The 20,074-nt window shown below is 68.8% G+C and carries 20 protein-coding genes and 2 pseudogenes; 17 read left to right on the top strand and 5 right to left on the bottom strand.

Annotated elements, in window-relative coordinates:
- Window positions 1–84 precede the first annotated feature (84 nt).
- The 6 genes from ACK5M9_RS06475 to ACK5M9_RS06450 are packed head-to-tail and all read left to right on the top strand — an operon-like array spanning window position 85 to window position 6,147.
- Entirely contained in the window at window positions 85–462 is a 378-nt protein-coding gene (locus tag ACK5M9_RS06475; RefSeq protein ID WP_416892357.1) for a YraN family protein, read from the top strand.
- Window positions 462–1,973, top strand: coding sequence for a YifB family Mg chelatase-like AAA ATPase (locus tag ACK5M9_RS06470; RefSeq protein ID WP_416892356.1), 1,512 nt, complete (start codon window positions 462–464; stop codon window positions 1,971–1,973). The genes ACK5M9_RS06475 and ACK5M9_RS06470 overlap by 1 nt, the downstream gene beginning before the upstream one ends.
- Complete coding sequence (dprA, locus tag ACK5M9_RS06465) at window positions 1,970–3,136, top strand: DNA-processing protein DprA (RefSeq protein ID WP_416892355.1); 1,167 nt, start codon at window positions 1,970–1,972, stop codon at window positions 3,134–3,136. The genes ACK5M9_RS06470 and dprA overlap by 4 nt, the downstream gene beginning before the upstream one ends.
- Before the next feature lie 35 nt (window positions 3,137–3,171).
- A complete protein-coding gene (locus tag ACK5M9_RS06460; RefSeq protein ID WP_416892354.1) occupies window positions 3,172–4,023 on the top strand; it encodes a siderophore-interacting protein in 852 nt (283 codons plus the stop codon).
- Window positions 4,024–4,046: 23 nt separating this feature from the next.
- Complete coding sequence (locus ACK5M9_RS06455) at window positions 4,047–5,207, top strand: alpha-hydroxy-acid oxidizing protein (RefSeq protein ID WP_416892353.1); 1,161 nt, start codon at window positions 4,047–4,049, stop codon at window positions 5,205–5,207.
- 31 nt (window positions 5,208–5,238) lie between these two features.
- Window positions 5,239–6,147 carry a tyrosine recombinase XerC gene (locus ACK5M9_RS06450; RefSeq protein WP_416892352.1) on the top strand — a complete coding sequence of 303 codons (909 nt, stop codon included), beginning with the start codon at window positions 5,239–5,241 and terminating at the stop codon, window positions 6,145–6,147.
- Between the two features lie 30 nt (window positions 6,148–6,177).
- Here ACK5M9_RS06450 and ACK5M9_RS06445 read toward each other — a convergent pair.
- Window positions 6,178–6,651, bottom strand: a pseudogene (locus tag ACK5M9_RS06445) (M23 family metallopeptidase); the annotation flags it as partial.
- Window positions 6,652–7,069: 418 nt separating this feature from the next.
- On the opposite strand from ACK5M9_RS06445, the gene rpsB reads away from it, so the two are divergent.
- The 3 genes from rpsB to ACK5M9_RS06430 are packed head-to-tail and all read left to right on the top strand — an operon-like array spanning window position 7,070 to window position 10,221.
- Window positions 7,070–7,948, top strand: coding sequence for a 30S ribosomal protein S2 (gene rpsB / locus ACK5M9_RS06440; protein ID WP_416892351.1), 879 nt, complete (start codon window positions 7,070–7,072; stop codon window positions 7,946–7,948).
- 13 nt (window positions 7,949–7,961) lie between these two features.
- Window positions 7,962–8,789, top strand: a complete 828-nt coding sequence (gene tsf / locus ACK5M9_RS06435) for a translation elongation factor Ts (RefSeq protein ID WP_416892350.1) — start codon at window positions 7,962–7,964, stop codon at window positions 8,787–8,789.
- Window positions 8,790–8,820: 31 nt separating this feature from the next.
- A complete protein-coding gene (locus tag ACK5M9_RS06430; RefSeq protein ID WP_416892349.1) occupies window positions 8,821–10,221 on the top strand; it encodes an amidase in 1,401 nt (466 codons plus the stop codon).
- A gap of 4 nt (window positions 10,222–10,225) precedes the next feature.
- On the opposite strand, the pseudogene ACK5M9_RS06425 reads toward ACK5M9_RS06430, so the two are convergent.
- A pseudogene (locus tag ACK5M9_RS06425) lies at window positions 10,226–10,411 on the bottom strand (MarR family transcriptional regulator); the annotation flags it as partial.
- Window positions 10,412–10,509: 98 nt separating this feature from the next.
- On the opposite strand from ACK5M9_RS06425, the gene pyrH reads away from it, so the two are divergent.
- From pyrH to rlmN, 4 genes are read left to right on the top strand one after another with little or no spacing between them, the layout of a single operon-like run.
- Window positions 10,510–11,244: a UMP kinase gene (pyrH, locus tag ACK5M9_RS06420; protein ID WP_416892348.1), complete on the top strand. Its 735-nt coding sequence runs from the start codon at window positions 10,510–10,512 to the stop codon at window positions 11,242–11,244.
- Between the two features lie 18 nt (window positions 11,245–11,262).
- On the top strand, window positions 11,263–11,820 hold the full coding sequence (gene frr / locus ACK5M9_RS06415) for a ribosome recycling factor (protein WP_416892347.1): 558 nt from the start codon (window positions 11,263–11,265) through the stop codon (window positions 11,818–11,820).
- A gap of 32 nt (window positions 11,821–11,852) precedes the next feature.
- Complete coding sequence (locus tag ACK5M9_RS06410; protein WP_416892346.1) at window positions 11,853–12,761, top strand: phosphatidate cytidylyltransferase; 909 nt, start codon at window positions 11,853–11,855, stop codon at window positions 12,759–12,761.
- Between the two features lie 10 nt (window positions 12,762–12,771).
- Window positions 12,772–13,884: a 23S rRNA (adenine(2503)-C(2))-methyltransferase RlmN gene (rlmN, locus tag ACK5M9_RS06405; protein ID WP_416892345.1), complete on the top strand. Its 1,113-nt coding sequence runs from the start codon at window positions 12,772–12,774 to the stop codon at window positions 13,882–13,884.
- 66 nt (window positions 13,885–13,950) lie between these two features.
- Here the strand turns inward: rlmN and ACK5M9_RS06400 are convergent, their stop codons facing one another.
- The 3 genes from ACK5M9_RS06400 to ACK5M9_RS06390 all read right to left on the bottom strand — a co-directional run bounded on the left by ACK5M9_RS06400 (window position 13,951) and on the right by ACK5M9_RS06390 (window position 15,208).
- Entirely contained in the window at window positions 13,951–14,205 is a 255-nt protein-coding gene (locus ACK5M9_RS06400; protein ID WP_416892344.1) for a DUF2631 domain-containing protein, read from the bottom strand.
- A gap of 327 nt (window positions 14,206–14,532) precedes the next feature.
- On the bottom strand, window positions 14,533–14,964 hold the full coding sequence (locus ACK5M9_RS06395; RefSeq protein ID WP_416892343.1) for a TA system VapC family ribonuclease toxin: 432 nt from the start codon (window positions 14,962–14,964) through the stop codon (window positions 14,533–14,535).
- Window positions 14,951–15,208, bottom strand: coding sequence for a ribbon-helix-helix protein, CopG family (locus ACK5M9_RS06390; protein ID WP_416892342.1), 258 nt, complete (start codon window positions 15,206–15,208; stop codon window positions 14,951–14,953). Before ACK5M9_RS06390 ends, ACK5M9_RS06395 begins: the two co-directional genes overlap by 14 nt.
- A 134-nt stretch (window positions 15,209–15,342) precedes the next feature.
- Between ACK5M9_RS06390 and dxr the strand changes: the two genes are divergently transcribed.
- From dxr to ACK5M9_RS06370, 4 genes are all read left to right on the top strand, one after another.
- Window positions 15,343–16,575, top strand: a complete 1,233-nt coding sequence (gene dxr / locus ACK5M9_RS06385) for a 1-deoxy-D-xylulose-5-phosphate reductoisomerase (RefSeq protein ID WP_416892341.1) — start codon at window positions 15,343–15,345, stop codon at window positions 16,573–16,575.
- A gap of 19 nt (window positions 16,576–16,594) precedes the next feature.
- Complete coding sequence (locus tag ACK5M9_RS06380) at window positions 16,595–17,824, top strand: M50 family metallopeptidase (protein WP_416892340.1); 1,230 nt, start codon at window positions 16,595–16,597, stop codon at window positions 17,822–17,824.
- A gap of 12 nt (window positions 17,825–17,836) precedes the next feature.
- On the top strand, window positions 17,837–19,018 hold the full coding sequence (ispG, locus tag ACK5M9_RS06375) for a flavodoxin-dependent (E)-4-hydroxy-3-methylbut-2-enyl-diphosphate synthase (RefSeq protein ID WP_416892339.1): 1,182 nt from the start codon (window positions 17,837–17,839) through the stop codon (window positions 19,016–19,018).
- A 91-nt stretch (window positions 19,019–19,109) separates the two neighbouring features.
- Entirely contained in the window at window positions 19,110–19,964 is an 855-nt protein-coding gene (locus tag ACK5M9_RS06370) for a GNAT family N-acetyltransferase (protein WP_416892338.1), read from the top strand.
- Window positions 19,965–20,074: the final 110 nt, after the last annotated feature.

Genomic DNA, 20,074 nt, shown 5'->3' with positions numbered 1-20,074 from the left:
GGACTGTGGACAACCGGTCCCGGTAGCCGCGATACGGCGCCGTCGGCAGGCGGCGTTGTCGGACCGGGCATGCACAGTGGCCGCATGACGGGTTTCGAAACGCTGACACGGGCGCAATTGGGCGCCCTGGGCGAAGAACTGGCTGTAGTCCACCTCATCGGCCTCGGGTTGCGGGTCCTCGATCGCAACTGGCGTTGCAGATACGGCGAACTCGATGTGATCGCCTGCGACCCGGCCACTCGCACAGTGATTTTCGTCGAGGTCAAGACGCGCACCGGAGACGGCTACGGCGGTGTGGCGCAGGCGGTGACCGCCCAGAAGCTGCGCAGGTTGCGCAGGCTGGCCGGACTCTGGCTGGCCGGCCAGGACGAAGGTTGGGCGGCCGTGCGCATAGACGTGATCGGTGTGCGCGTCGGCCGCCGCCGCAGCCCGGAGCTCAGCCATCTCGAGGCGGTCGGCTGATGGCGCTGGGGCGTGCCTACTCGGTCGCGGTTCACGGCCTCGACGGACAGATCGTGGAGATCGAGGCGGACATCTCCTCCGGCCTGCCCGGTGTGTATCTGGTCGGACTGCCCGACGCCGCGCTACAGGAGTCGCGCAACCGGGTGCGCGCGGCGGTTGCCAATTGCGGTGGCGAGTGGCCGCAGGCGCGCCTCATCCTGGCGTTGTCGCCGGCCACGCTGCCCAAGATGGGTTCGGTCTACGACATCGCCCTGGCCTCTGCGGTGCTGTCCGCACAGCGAAAGCAGCCGTGGCACCTGCTGGAGAAAACGGTCCTGCTGGGCGAGTTGTCCCTGGATGGCCGGGTACGGGGGGTCCGCGGGGTGTTGTCCGCGGTACTGGCCGCCAAACGCGAAGGCTGGCCGGCCGTCGTCGTTCCGGCCGACAACCTGGCCGAGGCCAGCCTGGTAGACGGTATCGACGTGTGGGGTGTTCGCACACTGGGGCAACTGAGGAAGTGGCTCGACGGATCGGCGGCTCTGCAGGACAGGGTCTCCTCCCCGGCAGCCGTCGACGAAACCGCAGCCGACCTGGCCGATGTGGTGGGTCAGTCGCAAGCGCGGTTCGCGGTGGAGGTCGCTGCGGCGGGGGCGCACCATCTGATGATGATCGGTCCGCCCGGTGTCGGCAAAACGATGCTGGCACAACGACTTCCCGGATTATTGCCGCAGCTGACGGACAGTGAATCGCTGGCGGTGACCGCTATTCACTCGGTGGCGGGGCTATTGTCCGACGATACGCCGCTGATCACCCGGCCTCCGTTCGTGGCGCCGCACCACAGTTCCAGTGTGGCGGCACTGGTCGGCGGTGGAGCGGGGATGGCCCGGCCGGGCGCTATCAGCCGGGCGCACCGGGGTGTGCTGTTTCTCGACGAGTGCGCCGAGATCGGCGGAAGTGCGCTGGAAGCTCTGCGAACACCGTTGGAAGACGGCGAAATTCGCCTTGCCCGCCGCGACGGCGTGGCGTGCTACCCGGCGCGGTTCCAGCTGGTACTGGCGGCGAACCTGTGCCCGTGCGCCCCGGCGGATCCACAGGATTGCGTATGCCCCGCCGCGGTCAAGCGGCGATATCTGGGCAAGCTGTCCGGTCCGCTACTCGACCGGGTGGACCTGCGGGTGCAGATGCACACGGTGCGCGGCGGGGCTTTCTCGGTCGCCGATGGCGAATCGACGGCGCGGGTGCGCGACCGCGTGGCACAGGCCCGGGCAGCAGCGGCCCAGCGCTGGCAGCCACACGGGTACACCACCAACGCCGAGGTCAGCGGGGCACTGCTGCGCCGGAAATTCCGGCTCGACACCGCCACGATGGCGCCGCTGCGCAAGGCCGTGGAGCGCGGACTGCTCAGTATCCGCGGGCTGGATCGCACGTTGCGCGTCGCCTGGACACTGAGCGACCTCGCCGGGCGAACCTCCCCCGGCCCCGCCGAGGTGGCCACGGCGCTGAGCTTCCGGCACGCGGGGGCCGCACGATGAGCGGCTCCGCGGAGTGGCGGGCGTGGTCCTATTTGTCCCGGGTGGCCGAACCCCCCTGCGCCGACCTCAACACGCTGGTGGCGGCCATCGGTCCGGTGGAGGCCGCCGAGCGGATCCGACGCGGGCTGATCGACGACCCGCTGGCGGCCCGGACCGAGGCGAGACGCCACATCGACCGGGCCGCAGATGATCTGGAGCTTCTGCAACGCCGCGGCGGACGGTTGGTGACCCCGCACGACGACGAATGGCCGCTGCTGTCCTTCGCAGCCTTCGACAATGCCGCGGCTATGCCCAATGGCGGGCGGCCGCTGGTGCTGTGGGTAATCGGCCCGGCACGCCTGGACGAGGTGTCCCACCGCGCGGCCGCCATCGTCGGCACCCGTGCCGCCACGGCATACGGCGAACACATGGCCGCCGATCTGGTCTCCGGACTGGTCGACCGCGACGTGGCGGTGGTATCCGGCGGTGCGTACGGCATCGACGGGGCGGCGCACCGGGCCGCCCTTGCCGCGGAGGGCACGACCGTGGCGGTGCTCGCCGGCGGCATCGACGTTCCGTATCCAGCCGGACATTCGTCGCTGCTGCACCGCATCGCCCGCAACGGCTTGCTGATCACCGAATATCCGCCGGGAACGCGACCCGCCCGGCATCGGTTCCTCACCCGGAATCGACTGGTGGCGGCAGCATCCGGGGGTGCGGTGGTGGTGGAAGCGGGTTTGCGCAGCGGTGCGGCCAACACCGCGGCCTGGGCTCGGGCACTGGGCCGGATCGTGGCCGCGGTGCCGGGGCCGGTGACGTCCTCGGCCTCGGCGGGTTGTCACGTTCTGCTGCGCAATGGCGCGGAGTTGGTCACCCGCGCCGACGACATCGTCGAGCTGGTCGGCCGCATCGGCGAGCTGGCGGCCGACCAGCCGCGACCCGCCACGCCGCTGGACGAGCTGGGGTCGGACGAACGCCAGGTCTACGAGGCGTTGCCGGGTCGCGGCGCGGTTGCCGTCGATCAGATCGCAATCGCTTCGGGGCTGCCCCCGGAGCGGGTGCTGGGGCCGTTGGCGCTGCTCGAGGTTGCCGGGCTCGTGGAGTGCGATGACGGTCGCTGGCGGGTGGCCCGCGTCGCCGCACGGCGATCGTCGGCGCAGAACGGTCCGAAGAAGCTCGTATAGTTCAAGGTCCGCCAGGATTTTCGACAGGAGGACACGTGGCTGGTCGGCCTCTTCAGGTGTTCGACGTTGTCAGCGCCGAACGGCTTACACCCAACATGGTCAGGGTGGAGCTGGGAACTCTGGGATTCACGAACTTCGAGCAGAGCAGGTTCACCGACTGCTACACCAAAATGGCCTTCGTCCCCGACGATGTCGACGTGTCCACCCTGCCCCAGCCCCTGACGCTGGACAGCTTCGCCGGGCTGCCGGCGGACAAGCGGCCGGCCCTTCGCACCATGACGGTTCGCCGGGTCGACGGGGAGGCCCGCCGGGTCACCCTCGACATCGTGGTGCACGGCGAGCACGGGATAGCCGGCCGATGGGCCGCGAACGCCCGGCCCGGCCAGACCATCTACCTGGTGGGGGTCGGGGGCGCCTACACTCCGGACCCGACGGCGGACTGGCACCTGATGGCCGGTGACGAATCCGCGCTCCCGGCGATCGCCGCGGCGCTGGAGGCTCTGCCCCCGGCCGCGGTAGGCAAGGTATTCATCGAGGTAGCCGGCCCTGAAGACGAGATCGAGCTGACGGCCCCGGATGCCGTCGACGTGGTCTGGATTCATCGCGGCGGGCGCGCGGACCTGGTGGCGCAAGACCGTGCCGGCGACCAGTCGCCACTGATCGAGGCGGTGACCACCGCACAGTGGCTTCCGGGTCGGGTGCACGTCTTCATCCACGGTGAGGCCCAGGCCGTAATGCACAACCTGCGGCCCTATCTCCGTACCGAACGCGGCGTGCGCGGGCACTGGGCCGCGTCGATCTCGGGGTATTGGCGCCGGGGTCGCACCGAAGAGTCGTTTCGCCAGTGGAAGAAGGAGCTGGCCGAGAAAGAGACTAGGAATCGGTAGCGGCAGCCTGGAAGTATTGAGCCATGGCATTCGGGGACTACCAGTACGAGATCTACTTTCCGGGCTTGTCGGGCGTGGCGCCGAAATTCCCGATGAATTACGCGGAGTTGGAGGCCCGCGCCGAGATGGCCATGTCGCCCTCGGTGTGGTCCTATGTCGTCGGCGGTGCCGGCGACGAACGCACCCAGCGGGCCAACCGGGAGGCATTCGATCACTGGGGCCTGATGCCGCGGATGTTCGTCGGTGCGGCCGAACGCGACCTGTCGGTCGAGGTGTGCGGTTTGAGCCTGCCGTCGCCGCTGTTCATGGCGCCGATCGGCGTCATGGGGCTGTGCGCTCAGGATGGTCACGGTGACCTGGCCGCCGGGCGGGCGGCAGCGCGCACCGGTGTCCCGCTGATGGTGTCCACCCTGACCGCCGACCCGCTGGAGGACGTTGCGGCCCAATTCGGCGACACACCGGGCTTCTTTCAGCTCTATACGCCCAAGGACCGAGATCTGGCCGCCAGCCTGGTGAACCGCGCGGAGGCCGCCGGCTACAAAGCCATCGTCGTCACCCTGGACACCTGGATCCCCGGCTGGCGGCCGCGGGACCTCAGTACCGCCAACTTCCCGCAGCTGCGCGGGCATTCGCTGAGCAACTACACCAGCGACCCGGTCTTCCGGGCCAGCCTGCAGCGTCCACCCGAGGAAGACCCGCAGGGCGTGGTGATGCGCTGGGCGCAGATCTTCGGCAACCCTTTGACCTGGGATGACCTCCCCTGGCTGCGCAGCCTGACGAAACTGCCGCTGATCATCAAGGGCATCTGCCATCCCGACGACGCCCGCCGCGCCAGGGACGGCGGCGTCGACGGCATCTACTGTTCGACCCACGGCGGACGCCAGGCCAACGGCGGCCTGCCGGCGATCGACTGCCTGCCGGATGTGGTCGAAGCCTCCGACGGTTTGCCGGTGCTGTTCGACTCCGGAATCCGCAACGGCGCCGACGTGATCAAGGCGCTGGCCTTGGGGGCGACCGCGGTCGGGGTTGGTCGCCCCTACGCCTACGCGATGGCCCTGGGCGGCGAGGACGCCGTGGTGCACGTGTTGCGCTCGCTGCTCGCCGAAGCCGATCTGATCATGGCCGTCGACGGGTATCCGGACCGCAAAGATCTCACCCCGGAAACACTGCGGCGCGTCCGCTGAAACCTGGTGAGCTTTCTGCCAGCGTGGGGGAGTGGCCGATGCCGGCGAGGCGATCCTCGAAGAGTTCGACGACTACCTGAACCTGCAATGCGGCCGGTCGGCGCACACCCGCCGGGCGTACCTGGGTGACCTGCGATCGCTGTTCGACTTCCTCGCCGATGACGAATGCCGGTTGGACGCGGTGAGTCTGCCGGTGCTGCGGTCGTGGCTGGCCGCCGCCGCCGCGGCCGGTGTCGCTCGCACCACGCTGGCCCGGCGCACGTCGGCGGTCAAGGCATTCACGGCCTGGGCGCTGCGCCGGGGGCTGATGTCCGACGATCCGGCCGCCCGGCTGCAGCAGCCGAAAGCCCATCGCACACTGCCTTCGGTGCTGCGCCGGGATCAGGCGATGGCGGCGATGGCCGCGGCCGAAGCCGGTGCCGAGCAGGGCGACCCCCAGGCCCTGCGGGACCGGTTGATCGTCGAACTGCTCTACGCCACCGGAATCCGGGTGAGCGAGCTGTGCGGACTCGACGTCGATGACATCGACACGGCGCATCGGCTGGTGCGGGTGCTCGGGAAAGGCAACAAGCAACGCACCGCCCCGTTCGGGCAACCTGCTGCCGCTGCCCTGCGGGCCTGGTTGGCCGACGGTCGCCCGGCGCTGGTCACCGCGGAGTCCGGTCCGGCGCTGCTGCTGGGTGCCCGCGGCCGGCGGCTCGACGTGCGCCAGGCGCGCACGGTGGTGCATCAAACCGTTGCCGCCGTCGACGGCGCGCCCGATATGGGCCCGCACGGGCTGCGGCACAGCGCGGCGACCCACCTGCTGGAGGGCGGCGCGGACCTGCGGGTGGTCCAGGAGCTGCTCGGCCATTCCAGCCTGGCCACCACCCAGCTCTACACCCACGTGGCGATGTCGAGGCTGCGGACCGTGCACGAACAGGCACATCCGCGGGCATAGTCGGCGCCCGGGCGCCGTGGTGAGTCGGGCCCGCACCGGCTTGAGGCGCACCGGCGTGGACGCCAGCAGGCCGAGCGGATCGACATAGTCGGCCCGCGCGGCCGGCCCCCACATCGCGCCCCAGTGCAGGCAGGCCGCTACCGGGCAGCCCGCGTGCCCGGCCGCGAGTTCGCCGATCACGGATCCCGCAGTCACCATCCGGCCCACCCCCACGCTCGCGCGCACCGGCTGGTAGCTGGTGCGCAGGCCGCCGGCATGGGCCAGCGACACCACCGGCCGGCCCGCCAGCATCCCCGCGAAGACCACGGTCGCGTCGCCGGCGGCGTACACCGGTTGGCCCGGTTTGCCGGCCAGGTCAACCCCGCGATGCCCGGCGTGCCAGTCCGGTGCTGGGGCGTCGAATGCCCTGGTCACCGCCGGCGGAGGTCGCAGCGGCCAGTTCAGTCGCCCGCTATCGGCGTTCGCGGGAGTCGGGTTGAGCGCAATCAGGCAGGGGATCACCAGCGGTAGCAGCCGTCGCACCCGGCCAGTGAACTGGGGAAACGGCGCGCGGGCCAGTCACCGGGGCGGTTGCCTGTGAACTCAAGCCGTTGACTCTGCCCAACCCCTGAGCGTTCACTCTGCGCCCAGGGCGCGACCCACTCGCACTTTTGCGCCACCAGTGCAGAGTCAGCGGGGGAGGTTGCGCCACAGGCGCAGAGTCAGCGGCTGGGGGCGAACCGTGTAAGCTCCTCAACGCAGCTCGCTTGCAGCGGGCTGACTTCGCGCGTCCGCCTCGCGACCCGGTAGTTCAGGGATCCGCACCAGCATGCCGAGCGGTCCCGCATCCGGTTCTCCCGGAGCGGGTTCGGCATTGCGGCAGACGCCAGGGCCCGGCTTCACCCGATGCCGGGCGGACAACCGACACGAGTTAGGCACCCGCATGGCTGTAGTGACCATGAAGCAGCTGCTGGACAGCGGCACCCACTTCGGGCATCAGACCCGGCGCTGGAACCCCAAGATGAAGCGGTTCATCTTCACCGACCGCAACGGCATCTACATCATCGATTTGCAGCAGACACTGACCTTCATCGACAAGGCGTACGAGTTCGTCAAAGAGACCGTCGCCCACGGCGGCTCGGTGCTGTTCGTCGGCACCAAGAGGCAGGCTCAGGAGTCGGTCGCGGCCGAGGCGACCCGGGTCGGCATGCCCTATGTCAACCAGCGCTGGCTCGGTGGCATGCTGACCAACTTCTCCACGGTGCACAAGCGCCTGCAGCGCCTCAAGGAGCTCGAGGCAATGGAGCAGTCCGGTGGCTTCGAGGGTCGCACCAAGAAGGAGATCCTGGGGCTGACCCGCGAGAAGAACAAGCTGGAGCGCAGCCTCGGTGGTATCCGGGACATGGCCAAGGTGCCCTCGGCGGTCTGGGTTGTCGACACCAACAAGGAGCACATCGCCGTCGGCGAGGCCCGCAAACTGGGTATCCCGGTGATCGCGATCCTGGACACCAACTGCGACCCCGACGAGGTCGACTACCCGATTCCGGGCAACGACGACGCCATCCGTTCGGCTGCCCTGCTGACCAAGGTGATCGCCTCCGCCGTCGCCGAGGGCCTGCAGGCCCGCGCAGGCCAGGGGCGTGGCGATGACAAACCGGCAGCCGAAACGGCCGAGCCGCTGCCCGAATGGGAGCAGGAGCTGTTGGCCGGCGCCGCCGCGACCGCTGCCGCCACGCCCGCGGCTGCCCCCGCCGCCGCGCCCGCCGCGGGAACCGGCGCGGAGGCTGCCGGTTCACCCGAACCCACCACAGATGCGTCCTAGGAAGGGCTGAGCATTGGCTAACTTCACCGCTGCGGATGTCAAGCGGCTCCGGGAGCTGACCGGAGCCGGCATGCTCGCCTGCAAGAATGCGCTGGCCGAGGCGGACGGCGACTTCGACCAGGCGGTCGAGGCGCTACGGATCAAGGGGGCCAAGGACGTCGGCAAGCGGGCCGAGCGGGCCACCGCCGAAGGTCTGGTCGCGGCCAAGGGCGGCGCGCTGATCGAGCTCAATTCCGAGACCGACTTCGTCGCCAAGAACGCCGAGTTCCAACAGCTGGCCGACACCATCGTCGACGCCGCGGTGTCATCCAAGGCCGCCGACGTCGACACACTCAAAGGCGCCAGTGCCGGCGGCCAGACGGTCGAGGAGGCCATCGGCGCGCTGTCGGCCAAGATCGGCGAGAAGCTGGAACTGCGCAGGGTCGCCAACTTCGACGGCACCGTCGAGGCCTACCTGCACAAGCGGGCGGCCGACCTGCCGCCGGCGGTCGGCGTGCTGGTCGAATACACCGCCGATGGTGCCGCGCAGGCCAAGGAGGCCGCGCACGCCGTCGCGCTGCAAATCGCCGCACTCAAGGCGCGCTACCTGTCCCGCGACGACGTTCCCGACGACGTCGTGGCCAGTGAGCGTCGCATCGCCAAGGAGACGGCGATCGCCGAGGGCAAGCCGGAGCAGGCGCTGACCAAGATCGTCGAAGGCCGCCTCAACGGGTTCTACAAGGATTCCGTGCTGCTCGAGCAGCCGTCGGTGTCCGACAGCAAGAAGACCGTCAAGGCCCTGCTGGACGAGGCCGGCGTGACCGTGACCCGGTTCGTCCGGTTCGAGGTGGGTCAGGCCTGAGCGGGCGGATCGCTGGCGCTGGTTTCAATCCATGGCCCGTATTCATGCCTTCGGCGACGACGCTCTGGGGGACCTCGATGCTGTCGGGGTCGCCGAGGCGCTGCGGTCCGGACGGGTAGCGGCCGCCGAGGTCATCGAGGCCGCCATTGCCCGCACCGAAGCCGTCAACCCGGAGTTGAACGGGCTGGCCCATGCGGGTTTCGAGCAGGCTCGGTCGACGGTGCCCGGTGCCGGCTTCTTCGCCGGTGTGCCCGCGTTCGTCAAGGACAACGTCAACGTCGCCGGGCAGCCGACGATGTTCGGAACCGACGCCTGGGACCCGCGTCCGGCGGCGGCCGACAGCGGGATCACCCGGGTGCTGCGCGCTACCGGGCTGGTGCCGCTGGGCAAGACGCAGTTGTCGGAGTTCGGCTTCAACGCGGTTGCCGAGCACCCGCGCCTCGGCGCGGTGCGAAATCCGTGGAACACCGGTCACACCGCGGGCGCGTCCTCGTCGGGTTCGGGGGCGTTCGTGGCCGCCGGTGTGGTGCCTATCGCGCACGCCAACGACGGCGGTGGTTCCATCCGCATCCCGGCGTCGTGCAACGGGCTGGTCGGGCTCAAGCCGTCGCGGGGGCGACTGCCGGTGGACCCGGAGTTGCGGCGGCTGCCGGTGGACATCGTCGCCAACGGTGTGCTGACCCGTTCGGTGCGCGACACCGCGGCCTGGTATCGAGAGGCCGAACGCACCTGGTGCAATTCAGCGCTGACGCCGATCGGCGACGTGACCCGGCCCGGTGGGCGAAGGCTGAGAATAGCGGTGACGACGCGGGCGGTCGCCCGGGACTGCGCCGCGGAAGTACGGGAGCTGACGCTGCGGACCGGGGCTCTTCTCGACGAGCTGGGCCACCACGTCGAGGAAGTCCACGGCGCGCTCGCGCCGGTGAGCTTCGAGAACGACTTCGTGCTGTATTGGGGTTTCCTGGCCTTCGCGCAGACCGCCATCGGGCGCCGCACCTTCGGCGACACCTTCGACCGCACTCGCCTGGACGCGCTGACCCTGGGCTTGGCCGCACATGCGCGACGCAACCTGCATCGCCTGCCGCTGGCCATCACTCGGCTGCGCCGGGTGCACCGGCGCAGCGAACGGTTCTTCGGCCGCTACGACGTGCTGCTGACGCCGACCCTGGCCGACGTGCCGCCCCCGGTCGGGTATCTGGCACCCACCGACTATGAGCAGGTCCTCGACCGGCTGCGCGGCTGGGTTGCGTTCACCCCGCTGCAGAACGTGACCGGCGAGCCGGCGTTGTCGCTTCCGCTGACGCAATCGGAGGCGGGCCTGCCGGTCGGGATGATGTTCACCGCCGGACTCGGCCAGGAAGCGCGGTTGCTGGAGCTTGCCTATGAACTCGAAGAAGCCCGCCCGTGGGCGCGGATTCAGCGGCCGGGATAGCCGGTCAGGCGTCTCCGAGCTTTCCGGGCATCCGCTTGAAGTCGCGTTGCTGGGCGGTGGGCAGCCTGGCGAGGATGCGGGCGTCGGCGGCACGTACGACGGCCTCGGCGCGTTTGAGCAGATCGTGGCCGCGGCTTTTCAGCGACGCCGGTAGCGCGCGGCCGGAGGCCACCGATGCCGGGCGGGCCACCGGCGTCACCCGGCCCACCTCGGAACACGGTGATGAGGCAGGATGGGAGAGGCCGTCCCAGGTGGTTGCCGGGATGGCGCCGTCATGCGAGGAGATTGATGACCGAATCCGACATCGCAGCTTCGGCGCCGAGGTTCTCGCGGGTGCTGCTGAAATTGGGCGGTGAGATGTTCGGTGGCGGCCAGGTCGGGCTGGACCCCGACGTTGTCGCACTGGTGGCCCGCCAAATCGCCGACGTGGTGCGCGGGGGAGTGCAGATCGCCGTGGTGATCGGTGGCGGCAACTTTTTCCGCGGTGCGCAGCTGCAGCAGCGCGGCATGGAGCGCACCCGTTCGGACTACATGGGAATGCTGGGCACCGTGATGAACAGCCTGGCGTTGCAGGACTTCCTGGAAAAGGAAGGCATTGCCACCCGCGTGCAGACCGCGATAACGATGGGGCAGGTAGCCGAGCCCTATCTGCCGCTGCGGGCGGTACGTCACCTGGAGAAGGGTCGGGTGGTGATCTTCGGCGCCGGCATGGGTCTGCCGTACTTCTCCACCGACACCACAGCTGCTCAGCGGGCGCTGGAGATCGGCGCCGACGTTGTCCTGATGGCCAAAGCCGTCGACGGCGTGTTCGACGAGGATCCCCGGGAGAACCCGGGAGCCGAACTGTTTACCGCGATCAGCCACCGGGAAGTCATCGACCGTGGTTTGCGGGTGGCCGACGCGACCGCGTTCAGCCTCTGCATGGACAACGACATGCCGATCCTGGTGTTCAATCTGCTCGTCGACGGGAATATCGCCAGGGCAGTAGCCGGTGAGCGGATCGGGACGCTGGTCACCACATGAGAAGGAGCGGCACTGACAATGATTGACGAAGCTCTCTTCGATGCCGAGGAGAAGATGGAGAAGGCGGTTTCGGTGGCCCGCGATGATCTGTCGACCATCCGGACCGGGCGCGCCAACCCGGGGATGTTCTCCCGGATCGCCATCGACTACTACGGTGCCAGCACTCCGATCACCCAGTTGGCCAGCATCAACGTCCCGGAGGCACGGCTGGTCGTGATCAAGCCCTACGAAGCCGCCCAGCTGGCTGCCATCGAGACGGCGATCCGCAATTCGGATCTGGGGGTCAACCCCACCAACGACGGCACGGTGATCCGGGTGGCCATACCCCAGCTCACCGAGGAACGGCGTCGCGATCTGGTCAAGCAGGCCAAGTCGAAAGGGGAGGACGCCCGGGTTTCGGTGCGTAACATCCGTCGCAAGGCGATGGAGGAACTGCACCGCATCCGCAAGGACGGCGAGGCCGGCGAGGACGAGGTCGCCCGAGCCGAGAAGGACCTGGAGAAAACCACCCACCAGTACGTCGACCAGGTCGACGAATTGGTCAAGCACAAAGAAGGCGAGCTGCTGGAGGTCTGACGACCGCCCAGCAGATCGAACCGTCCAAGTCCGTGGCAACCTCCGACGCCGGGACCGACAGACCGCAAGGTGACATGAATTCTCAGCCTGCCGAGAAGACCTCCCGAGCGGGGCGCGACCTGCCGGCGGCGATCGGCGTGGGTGTCGGAATCGGCGCCGTCCTGATCGCATCGATGATCTGGGTTCCGCATTTCTGGGTGCTGTATTCGGCATTGGCGGTGCTGATCGCCAGCCACGAGGTGGTGCGGCGGCTGCGGGAGGCGGGTTTTGTCGTGCCGCTGATCCCCTTGCTGGTGGGCGGGCAGGCCACCGTATGGCTGACCTGGCCCTACCGGGCCGCGGGTGCGTTGGCCGGATTCGGCGTCACGGTGGTTGTCTGCATGATCTGGCGCCTGTTCATGAAGGTCGATGAGGGCGACGGCTCCGGGGATAGTCCGCTGGCGGGCAACTATCTGCGCGACGTGTCCGCCACCGTTTTCCTGTGCGCCTGGGTTCCGCTGTTCGGGTCTTTCGCGGCGATGCTCGTCTACGACCCCGAACACGGGCCGGGCTGGGTGTTCTGCATGATGCTCGCCGTCGTGTGCTCGGACACCGGTGGCTACGCCATTGGTGCGCTGTTCGGCAAGCATCCGATGGTTCCCACGATCAGTCCGAAGAAATCCTGGGAGGGCTTCGCCGGCTCGCTGTTCTTCGGAATCCTCGCGACTGTACTCACCGGAACGTTTCTGGCCGGCCAGAAACCCTGGGTCAGCGCGCTGCTCGGTCTTCTGCTGGTGCTCACCACCACGCTCGGTGACCTGATCGAATCTCAGGTGAAGCGCGACCTGGGCATCAAGGACATGGGCGCGCTGCTGCCCGGCCACGGCGGGCTGATGGATCGGCTGGACGGCATTCTGCCGTCGGCGGTGGCGGCCTGGACCGTTTTGACGCTGCTGCCCTGATACTGGACGCATGGGCGGTGAGCTGGTGTTCGACGAACCGCGTCCGCGTGGCGCGGTTCGGCGGCCCCCCCGACACTTCGCCGACCTCGACGCCGACGGACGTGCGGCGGCCGTTGCCGAGTTGGGCCTGCCCGCGTTTCGGGCCAAACAGCTTGCCCGCCAGTACTACGGGCGGTTGATCGCCGACCCGCATCGGATGACGGACCTGCCCGCCGCCGTGCGCGACCAGGTTGCGGCGAGCATGTTCCCGGATCTGCTGACCGCTGCCCGCGAAGTCACCTGCGACTCGGGCCAGACGCGAAAGGCACTGTGGCGGTGCGTCGATGGTGCCACGGTCGAGTCGGTGCTGATGCGCTACCCCCAGCGCAACACCGTGTGCATCTCCTCGCAGGCCGGCTGCGGTATGGCCTGCCCGTTCTGCGCGACCGGCCAGGGCGGGCTGACGCGCAACCTGTCGACGGCCGAGATCCTCGAGCAGGTGCGGGCCGCCGCCGTGGCGTTGCGCGACGACTTCGGCCCGGAGCCGCACCGGCTGTCCAACGTGGTTTTCATGGGGATGGGCGAGCCGCTGGCCAACTACGCCAGGACGGTGGCGGCGGTGCGCCGCATCGTCGGGGCGCCGCCGTCCGGGTTCGGTATTTCGGCGCGCTCGGTGACGGTGTCGACGGTGGGCCTGGCCCCGGCGATCCGCAAGCTCGCCGACGAGCGCCTGGGTGTGACGCTGGCGCTGTCGCTGCACGCCCCCGACGACGAACTGCGGGACACCCTGGTGCCGGTCAACACCAGATGGAAGGTGGACGAGGCGATCGAGGCCGCCCGGTACTACGCCGACGTGACGGGCCGGCGGGTGTCGGTCGAGTACGCGCTGATCCGTGACGTCAACGATCAGCCGTGGCGGGCCGAGCTGTTGGGCAGGCGGCTGCACCGCGCACTGGGGCCGCTGGTCCACGTGAACCTCATCCCGCTCAACCCGACCCCGGGCAGCGACTGGGATGCCAGCCCGAAGGATGCGGAGCGGACATTCGTCAAAAGCATTCGGGCACAGGGAGTTTCGTGTACCGTTCGGGATACCCGCGGCCGCGAGATCAGCGCTGCCTGTGGACAGTTGGCCGCCGACGGATAGCCCTCGCGCCGGCATCGGCGAGCGTCGGCATTCGTGAGCGCCCGCGGGCGCGATGTGACTGCGCGGCTAGCGCAACCAGCCCTTGCGGCGAAGGATGATGTCGCGCACCAGGACGAACAGCGACAGCACGGCGAAGCCGACGCAGAACCAGTCCTCCACGTGGCCGACGTGGTTGCCGCGCATCAGCACCAGCAGGAAGAAGACGATGAACGCACCGGTTGCGTACCAGGTGCGGTAGTTGATCCTGCTCCAGCCCCACGCCGCGGACGGCACATCGGCTTCGTCGACGCCGTCGTACAGCTGCACCTCGGTACTGGCCACGGTGATCCCTCCGGTCGGGCTGGGCAAATGACTCTGCCATTGTGGCACAGGAGCATGCCCGTGGGCAGGCCCCGGGCCCCGGGGCCCGGGGCCTGGGGCCTGGGGCCGCGGATCGGTGTGCGGAACTTCCCGCGTGCGGAGTTTGTTGCGTGACGCCGGCCAGCCGCTCGCGAGCGTAACGCCACGGCGAAATCCGGAGCGCGAAATCGCAGCCCCGTTACGCTCGCGAACGACTCGCAGCCGCCTGCCCCGAATTCGGCCTCACGCCTGGGTATTAGGCAAAATGTCCGAACTCGGGGTACCGGCGAGTTTCGGCACTCCGCCCGACTACAGCTCCAGTGGATGACTCCAGCGCAGGGTGCGGAAACGAGCGAATCCGCGGTCGGCGCTCAACCAGATCGCGTTGTTTTCCAGCGCATAGGCGGCCAAGTATGCGGCAGCGATGTCGTTGCCGCGTGCGTCGATGTCGTTGGCCAGCCGCCGAAACAGGTTCCAGTGGCGCTCTCCGGCGGTGATGCGCATGGCCGCGGGCGCGGCGAGCAGCGCGTCGACTTCCTGCCAGGCGGTGTCGGGGTTGGTGGGTTCGGCGAGAACGCGGCGGTTGGTCACGACTCGAACGAAGCTGTTGAGCACGGCGTCGGGCAGCCCCAGCGGTTCATCGCCGTTGGCCAGCTGCTCCAGCAGGTTTTGGTAATCGGAATGCGCAGGCAGGTCCGTTCGGTGCGCATAGACGAGAACATTGGCGTCAACGCATCGCATCGACGGAAACACCCTCCTCCATCGCCTCGGCGACAGCGGCGTTCGACGAGAGATCCACGCCCGCCCGAAGCCCGCCCCGGCCCGTCGCCTTGACCTTGTAGGGAGGTGCGGCTGGTTGTGCGGGTGGGCGGAGACCGCGCCGCACCGCATCTTCCAGGACGGCGGCAACGGTTCGGCCGGAACGTGCGGCTTGCGCCTTGACTTCGCGGTACAGCTGATCATCGATCCGGATGGTGGTGCGCATGCTGACATCTTAACGTCCGTAGAGAGCATAAAGATGCCACATCGCCTGCCGATCGCCCGACGCAAACCTGTCTTGGTCGGGACGCGACGTGCGAACTTCACTGATCCGTCACACCGACGCGGCACAATGGACGGGTGAGTACCTCCGGTGGCAGCGATGTCGGTGACCGGCTGCGGGTGCTGGTGCTGGGCAGTACCGGCTCGATCGGCACCCAGGCGCTCGAGGTCATCGCGGCCAACCCGGACCGGTTCGAGGTGGTGGGGCTGGCCGCCGGCGGCAACAACATCGACACCCTGCTGCGCCAGCGCGCCGAGACCGGGGTGAGCAACATCGCCATCGCCGACGAACGGGTGGCGGAGCGGGCCGGATGCCCGGTCGCCTTCAAAGGCCCGGATGCCGCCACCCGGCTGGTGCGCGAGACCGGGGCGGACGTCGTGCTCAACGCGCTGGTCGGGGCGCTGGGACTGGAGCCGACGCTGGCCGCGCTGGAGTCCGGCGCCCGGCTGGCCCTGGCCAACAAGGAATCGCTGATCGCGGGCGGGCCGCTGGTGCTCGCCGCGGCCGAGCCCGGTCAGATCGTGCCGGTCGACTCCGAGCACTCGGCATTGGCGCAGTGTCTGCGGGGCGGCTCCGAGCGGGAGGTCGCCAAACTGGTGCTGACGGCATCCGGCGGGCCGTTCCGGGGCTGGACCGCGGCCCGACTCCAAGGGGTGACGCCCGAGCAGGCCGGCGCACATCCCACCTGGTCGATGGGCCCGATGAACACGCTGAACTCGGCGTCGCTGGTCAACAAGGGGCTCGAACTCATCGAAACCCATCTGCTGTTCGGCATTCCCTACGACCGCATCGAGGTCGTCGTGCACCCGCAGTCCATCGTGCACTCCATGGTGACCTTCATCGACGGCTCCACGATCGCCCAGGCCAGCCCGCCGGACATGAAACTGCCGATTTCGCTGGCCCTGGGATGGCCGCACCGGATAGCCGACGCCGCACCCGCCTGCGCTTTCGATACCGCTTCCACCTGGGAATTCGAGCCGCTGGACGTCGAGGTGTTCCCGGCGGTCGAGCTGGCCAGGATGGCCGGCGAGCAAGGGGGCTGCATGACCGCGATCTACAACGCCGCCAACGAGGAAGCCGCCGCGGCGTTCCTGGCCGGCCGTATCGGATTCCCCGCGATCGTCGCCACCATCGCCGATGTGTTGCACGCCGCAGATCGTTGGACACCGCATTTCGGCGAAGTACCCGCTACCGTGGAAGACATATTCGAGGCGCAACGCTGGGCCGCGGAGCGTGCGCAACGTGCCATCGCGGCGGCAGACTCGCCGGGTGGCGCCGGGTGTCGGGCGTCGGTCGGCGGCGTGACGTGAGAAAGGTCGTAGCAGGCGGATGATGTTCGTAACCGGCATTGTGCTGTTCGCGTTTGCCATCTTCGTCTCGGTCGCCCTGCACGAATGCGGCCACATGTGGGCGGCCCGCGCCACCGGCATGAAGGTGCGCCGCTACTTCGTCGGCTTCGGCCCCACACTGTGGTCGACCAGGCGGGGAGAGACCGAATACGGAGTCAAGGCCATTCCGCTGGGCGGCTTCTGCGACATCGCCGGAATGACCCCGGTCGAGGAGCTCACACCCGACGAGCAGGACCGCGCGATGTACAAGCAGGCGACCTGGAAGCGGGTCGCGGTGCTGTTTGCCGGCCCGGCGATGAATTTCGTCATCTGCCTGGTGCTGCTCTACGCCGTCGCGGTGATCTGGGGTCTTCCCAACCTGCGGGCTTCGGACAAGGCGATCATCGGCCAAACCGGCTGTGTGCCGGCCGAAACCGCAACGGGAACCTTCACCGACTGCGCAGGTCCGGGCCCCGCTGCGGTTGCTGGAATCCGTGCGGGCGACGTGGTGGTCCAGGTGGCCGGCACGCCGGTGTCCACCTTCGAGGAGATGGCCGCGGTGATCCGCAAACAGCACGGCGCCGTGCCGGTGGTGGTCGACCGGGACGGCACCTTGATCACCACCGAGGTGGCCGTCCAGCAGACGCAGCGCATCGACACCACCGGCAAGGGCAGCGAATCCAGCGGCGGCGAGGGCCGGCTGGTCACCGTGGGCGCCATCGGAGTCGGGGCACAGCTCAACAAACCCATCCGATACAACGTCCTGGCGGCGGTGCCGGCGACAGTGGTGTTCTCCGGGCAGTTGACGGTCGAGGTGGGCAAGGCGATGGCGACCATCCCGGGCAAGATGGGCGCCCTCGTGCACGCGATAGCCGGCGGTGAACGTGACCCGGAGACGCCGATGAGCGTGGTCGGCGCCTCCATCATCGGCGGTGACACCGTCGAACACGGGTTGTGGGTGGCGTTCTGGTTCTTCCTGGCCCAGCTGAACTTCATCCTGGGGGCACTCAACCTGCTGCCGCTGCTGCCCTTCGACGGCGGGCACATCGCGGTCGCGGTGTTCGAAAAGATCCGCAACCTGATCCGCACCGCGCGCGGCAAAGTGGCGGCGGCCCCGGTGAACTACCTCAAGCTGATGCCGGCCACCTACGTGGTGCTGTTCTTCGTGGGCGGGTTCTTCCTGCTGACCGTCGCCGCCGATCTGGTCAACCCGATCCGGATCTTCCAGTAAGAAGGCGCAACAGTGACCATCGGCCTGGGCATGCCGCAGCCCCCGGCGCCCACGCTCGCCCCGCGGCGCACGACGCGTCAGCTCATGGTTCGCGACGTCGGCGTCGGCAGTGAGCACCCGATTTCGGTGCAATCGATGTGCACCACCAAAACCCACGACGTCAACGCGACCCTGCAGCAGATCGCCGAACTGACCGCGGCCGGCTGCGACATCGTCCGGGTGGCCTGCCCGCGGCAGGAGGATGCCGACGCCCTGGCCGAGATAGCCCGGCACAGCCAGATCCCGGTGATCGCCGACATCCACTTCCAGCCGAAGTACATTTTTGCCGCCATCGACGCCGGGTGTGCGGCGGTACGGGTGAATCCGGGCAACATCAAGGAATTCGACGGCCGGGTCGGCGAGGTTGCCAAGGCCGCCGGGGCGGCCGGCATCCCGATCCGGATCGGCGTCAACGCCGGCTCCCTGGACAAGCGGTTCATGGAAAAGTACGGCAAAGCCACCCCCGAGGCGCTGGTCGAATCCGCGCTCTGGGAGGCCTCGCTGTTCGAGGAACACGGCTTCGGCGACATCAAGATCAGCGTCAAACACAACGACCCGGTGGTGATGGTCGCCGCCTACGAGCAGCTGGGCGCACGGTGCGACTACCCGCTGCATCTCGGTGTGACCGAGGCCGGCCCGGCGTTCCAGGGCACCATCAAGTCCGCGGTCGCCTTCGGCGCCCTGCTGTCGCGGGGGATCGGCGACACCATCCGGGTGTCACTGTCGGCGCCGCCGGTCGAGGAGGTCAAGGTGGGCAGCCAGATCCTGGAATCGCTCAACCTTCGTCCGCGTTCCCTGGAGATCGTGTCGTGCCCGTCCTGCGGACGCGCGCAGGTCGACGTCTACACCTTGGCCAACGAGGTCACCGCCGGATTGGACGGGCTCGAGGTGCCGCTGCGGGTGGCGGTGATGGGGTGCGTGGTCAACGGCCCCGGCGAGGCCCGCGAGGCCGACCTGGGGGTGGCCTCCGGCAACGGCAAGGGCCAGATCTTCGTCAAGGGCGAGGTGATCAAGACGGTGCCGGAGTCGCAGATCGTCGAGACGTTGATCGAGGAGGCGATGCGCCTGGCTGCGCAGATGGAATCCGAGACCCAGGATTCCCCGAGAGAACCCGGGTCGGCGGCGAGCGGTTCGCCCGTTGTGACCGTAAGCTGATAGCGGCCGGGCCCTCCGAGCTCGATACGCCGCGCAGTTTTCGCCACACCGTTTTCGCACCGTAGATTTCGCACCACAGAGAGTTATCGAGATGTCGGCTCCGCCCCTGTTGCGTCTGGTCGGCGGACGGCGGGTGTCGGTGGTGCGCGATGGTGCAGCCGTCTGGCGGGTCCTGAGACAAGACCCCGTCGAATCGTGCATGGTGGCCGCCCGGGTTGCCGACTACGGGGTCGAGCCCAAGTCGCTGAGCGGGGAGCTGTGGACGCGCGGCGGCGTGGACGAATCGCTGTGCTTTGCCGGCGCCAACCTGATCCCACTGCGCGGAAGTCGCAGCGACCTCAACGCATTTGCCGATGAAGCCAAGAGTGCGGCGCGGCGGTGTTCGTCGCTGGTGGGCAGGGCGGACCTGGTGCTGCCCATGTGGGAGCGCCTGGAACCGGCGTGGGGCCCGGCGCGTGATGTGCGCGCCGACCAGCCGCTGCTGGCGCTCGATACCCACCCCAACTGCGTTCTGGACACCGAGGTGCGGCAAGTGCGCCCGGACGAACTCGATGCCTATCTGGTGGCCGCGGTGGACATGTTCATCGGCGAAGTGGGCGTCGATCCGCGACTCGGCGACGGCGGGCGGGGGTATCGACGCCGGGTGACCGGCCTGATCGCGGCCGGCCGCGCCTGGGCCCGGTTCGAGCACGGCCAGGTGGTCTTCAAGGCCGAGGTGGGTTCGCAGTCGCCGTCTGTCGGGCAGATCCAAGGTGTCTGGGTGCATCCCGAGCGGCGGGGGCTGGGGCTGGGCACCGCGGGTACCGCGACGCTGGCAGCGGTGATCGTGGGCAGCGGACGTGTTGCCAGCCTCTATGTCAACAACTTCAACGCGGTCGCCCGGGCCGCCTACGCCCGGATCGGGTTCAAAGAGGTCGGTACCTTCGCAACGGTCCTGCTGGACTGAGTGCCGGCCCGCGGATCGGAGGTCGCGGCGGACGGGTGGCCCTGCGCGCCGGCCCCCTTGCCCCCCTGGCCCCTGGCCCCTGGTCCTGGCCCCTGGCCCCTGGCCCCTGG

This window comes from Mycobacterium sp., from assembly GCF_047975165.1.
In the GTDB taxonomy this organism is placed as follows: Bacteria; Actinomycetota; Actinomycetes; order Mycobacteriales; family Mycobacteriaceae; genus Mycobacterium.
Note: the sequence above shows the minus strand (reverse complement) of the source record. Positions and strands in the feature narration are given on the sequence as shown.

What these genes read in the sequence shown, in the direction of transcription:
- ACK5M9_RS06430 (WP_416892349.1), top strand. Translation starts at nt 8,821, where the DNA reads ATGGCCCGTATTCATGCCTTCGGCGACGACGCTCTGGGGGACCTCGAT.
- ACK5M9_RS06455 (WP_416892353.1), top strand. Translation starts at nt 4,047, where the DNA reads ATGGCATTCGGGGACTACCAGTACGAGATCTACTTTCCGGGCTTGTCG.
- ACK5M9_RS06370 (WP_416892338.1), top strand. Translation starts at nt 19,110, where the DNA reads ATGTCGGCTCCGCCCCTGTTGCGTCTGGTCGGCGGACGGCGGGTGTCG.
- rpsB (WP_416892351.1), top strand. Translation starts at nt 7,070, where the DNA reads ATGGCTGTAGTGACCATGAAGCAGCTGCTGGACAGCGGCACCCACTTC.
- ACK5M9_RS06390 (WP_416892342.1), bottom strand. Translation starts at nt 15,208, where the DNA reads ATGCGCACCACCATCCGGATCGATGATCAGCTGTACCGCGAAGTCAAG.
- ACK5M9_RS06395 (WP_416892343.1), bottom strand. Translation starts at nt 14,964, where the DNA reads ATGCGATGCGTTGACGCCAATGTTCTCGTCTATGCGCACCGAACGGAC.
- pyrH (WP_416892348.1), top strand. Translation starts at nt 10,510, where the DNA reads ATGACCGAATCCGACATCGCAGCTTCGGCGCCGAGGTTCTCGCGGGTG.
- ACK5M9_RS06380 (WP_416892340.1), top strand. Translation starts at nt 16,595, where the DNA reads ATGATGTTCGTAACCGGCATTGTGCTGTTCGCGTTTGCCATCTTCGTC.
- frr (WP_416892347.1), top strand. Translation starts at nt 11,263, where the DNA reads ATGATTGACGAAGCTCTCTTCGATGCCGAGGAGAAGATGGAGAAGGCG.
- rlmN (WP_416892345.1), top strand. Translation starts at nt 12,772, where the DNA reads ATGGGCGGTGAGCTGGTGTTCGACGAACCGCGTCCGCGTGGCGCGGTT.
- ACK5M9_RS06475 (WP_416892357.1), top strand. Translation starts at nt 85, where the DNA reads ATGACGGGTTTCGAAACGCTGACACGGGCGCAATTGGGCGCCCTGGGC.
- dprA (WP_416892355.1), top strand. Translation starts at nt 1,970, where the DNA reads ATGAGCGGCTCCGCGGAGTGGCGGGCGTGGTCCTATTTGTCCCGGGTG.
- ACK5M9_RS06470 (WP_416892356.1), top strand. Translation starts at nt 462, where the DNA reads ATGGCGCTGGGGCGTGCCTACTCGGTCGCGGTTCACGGCCTCGACGGA.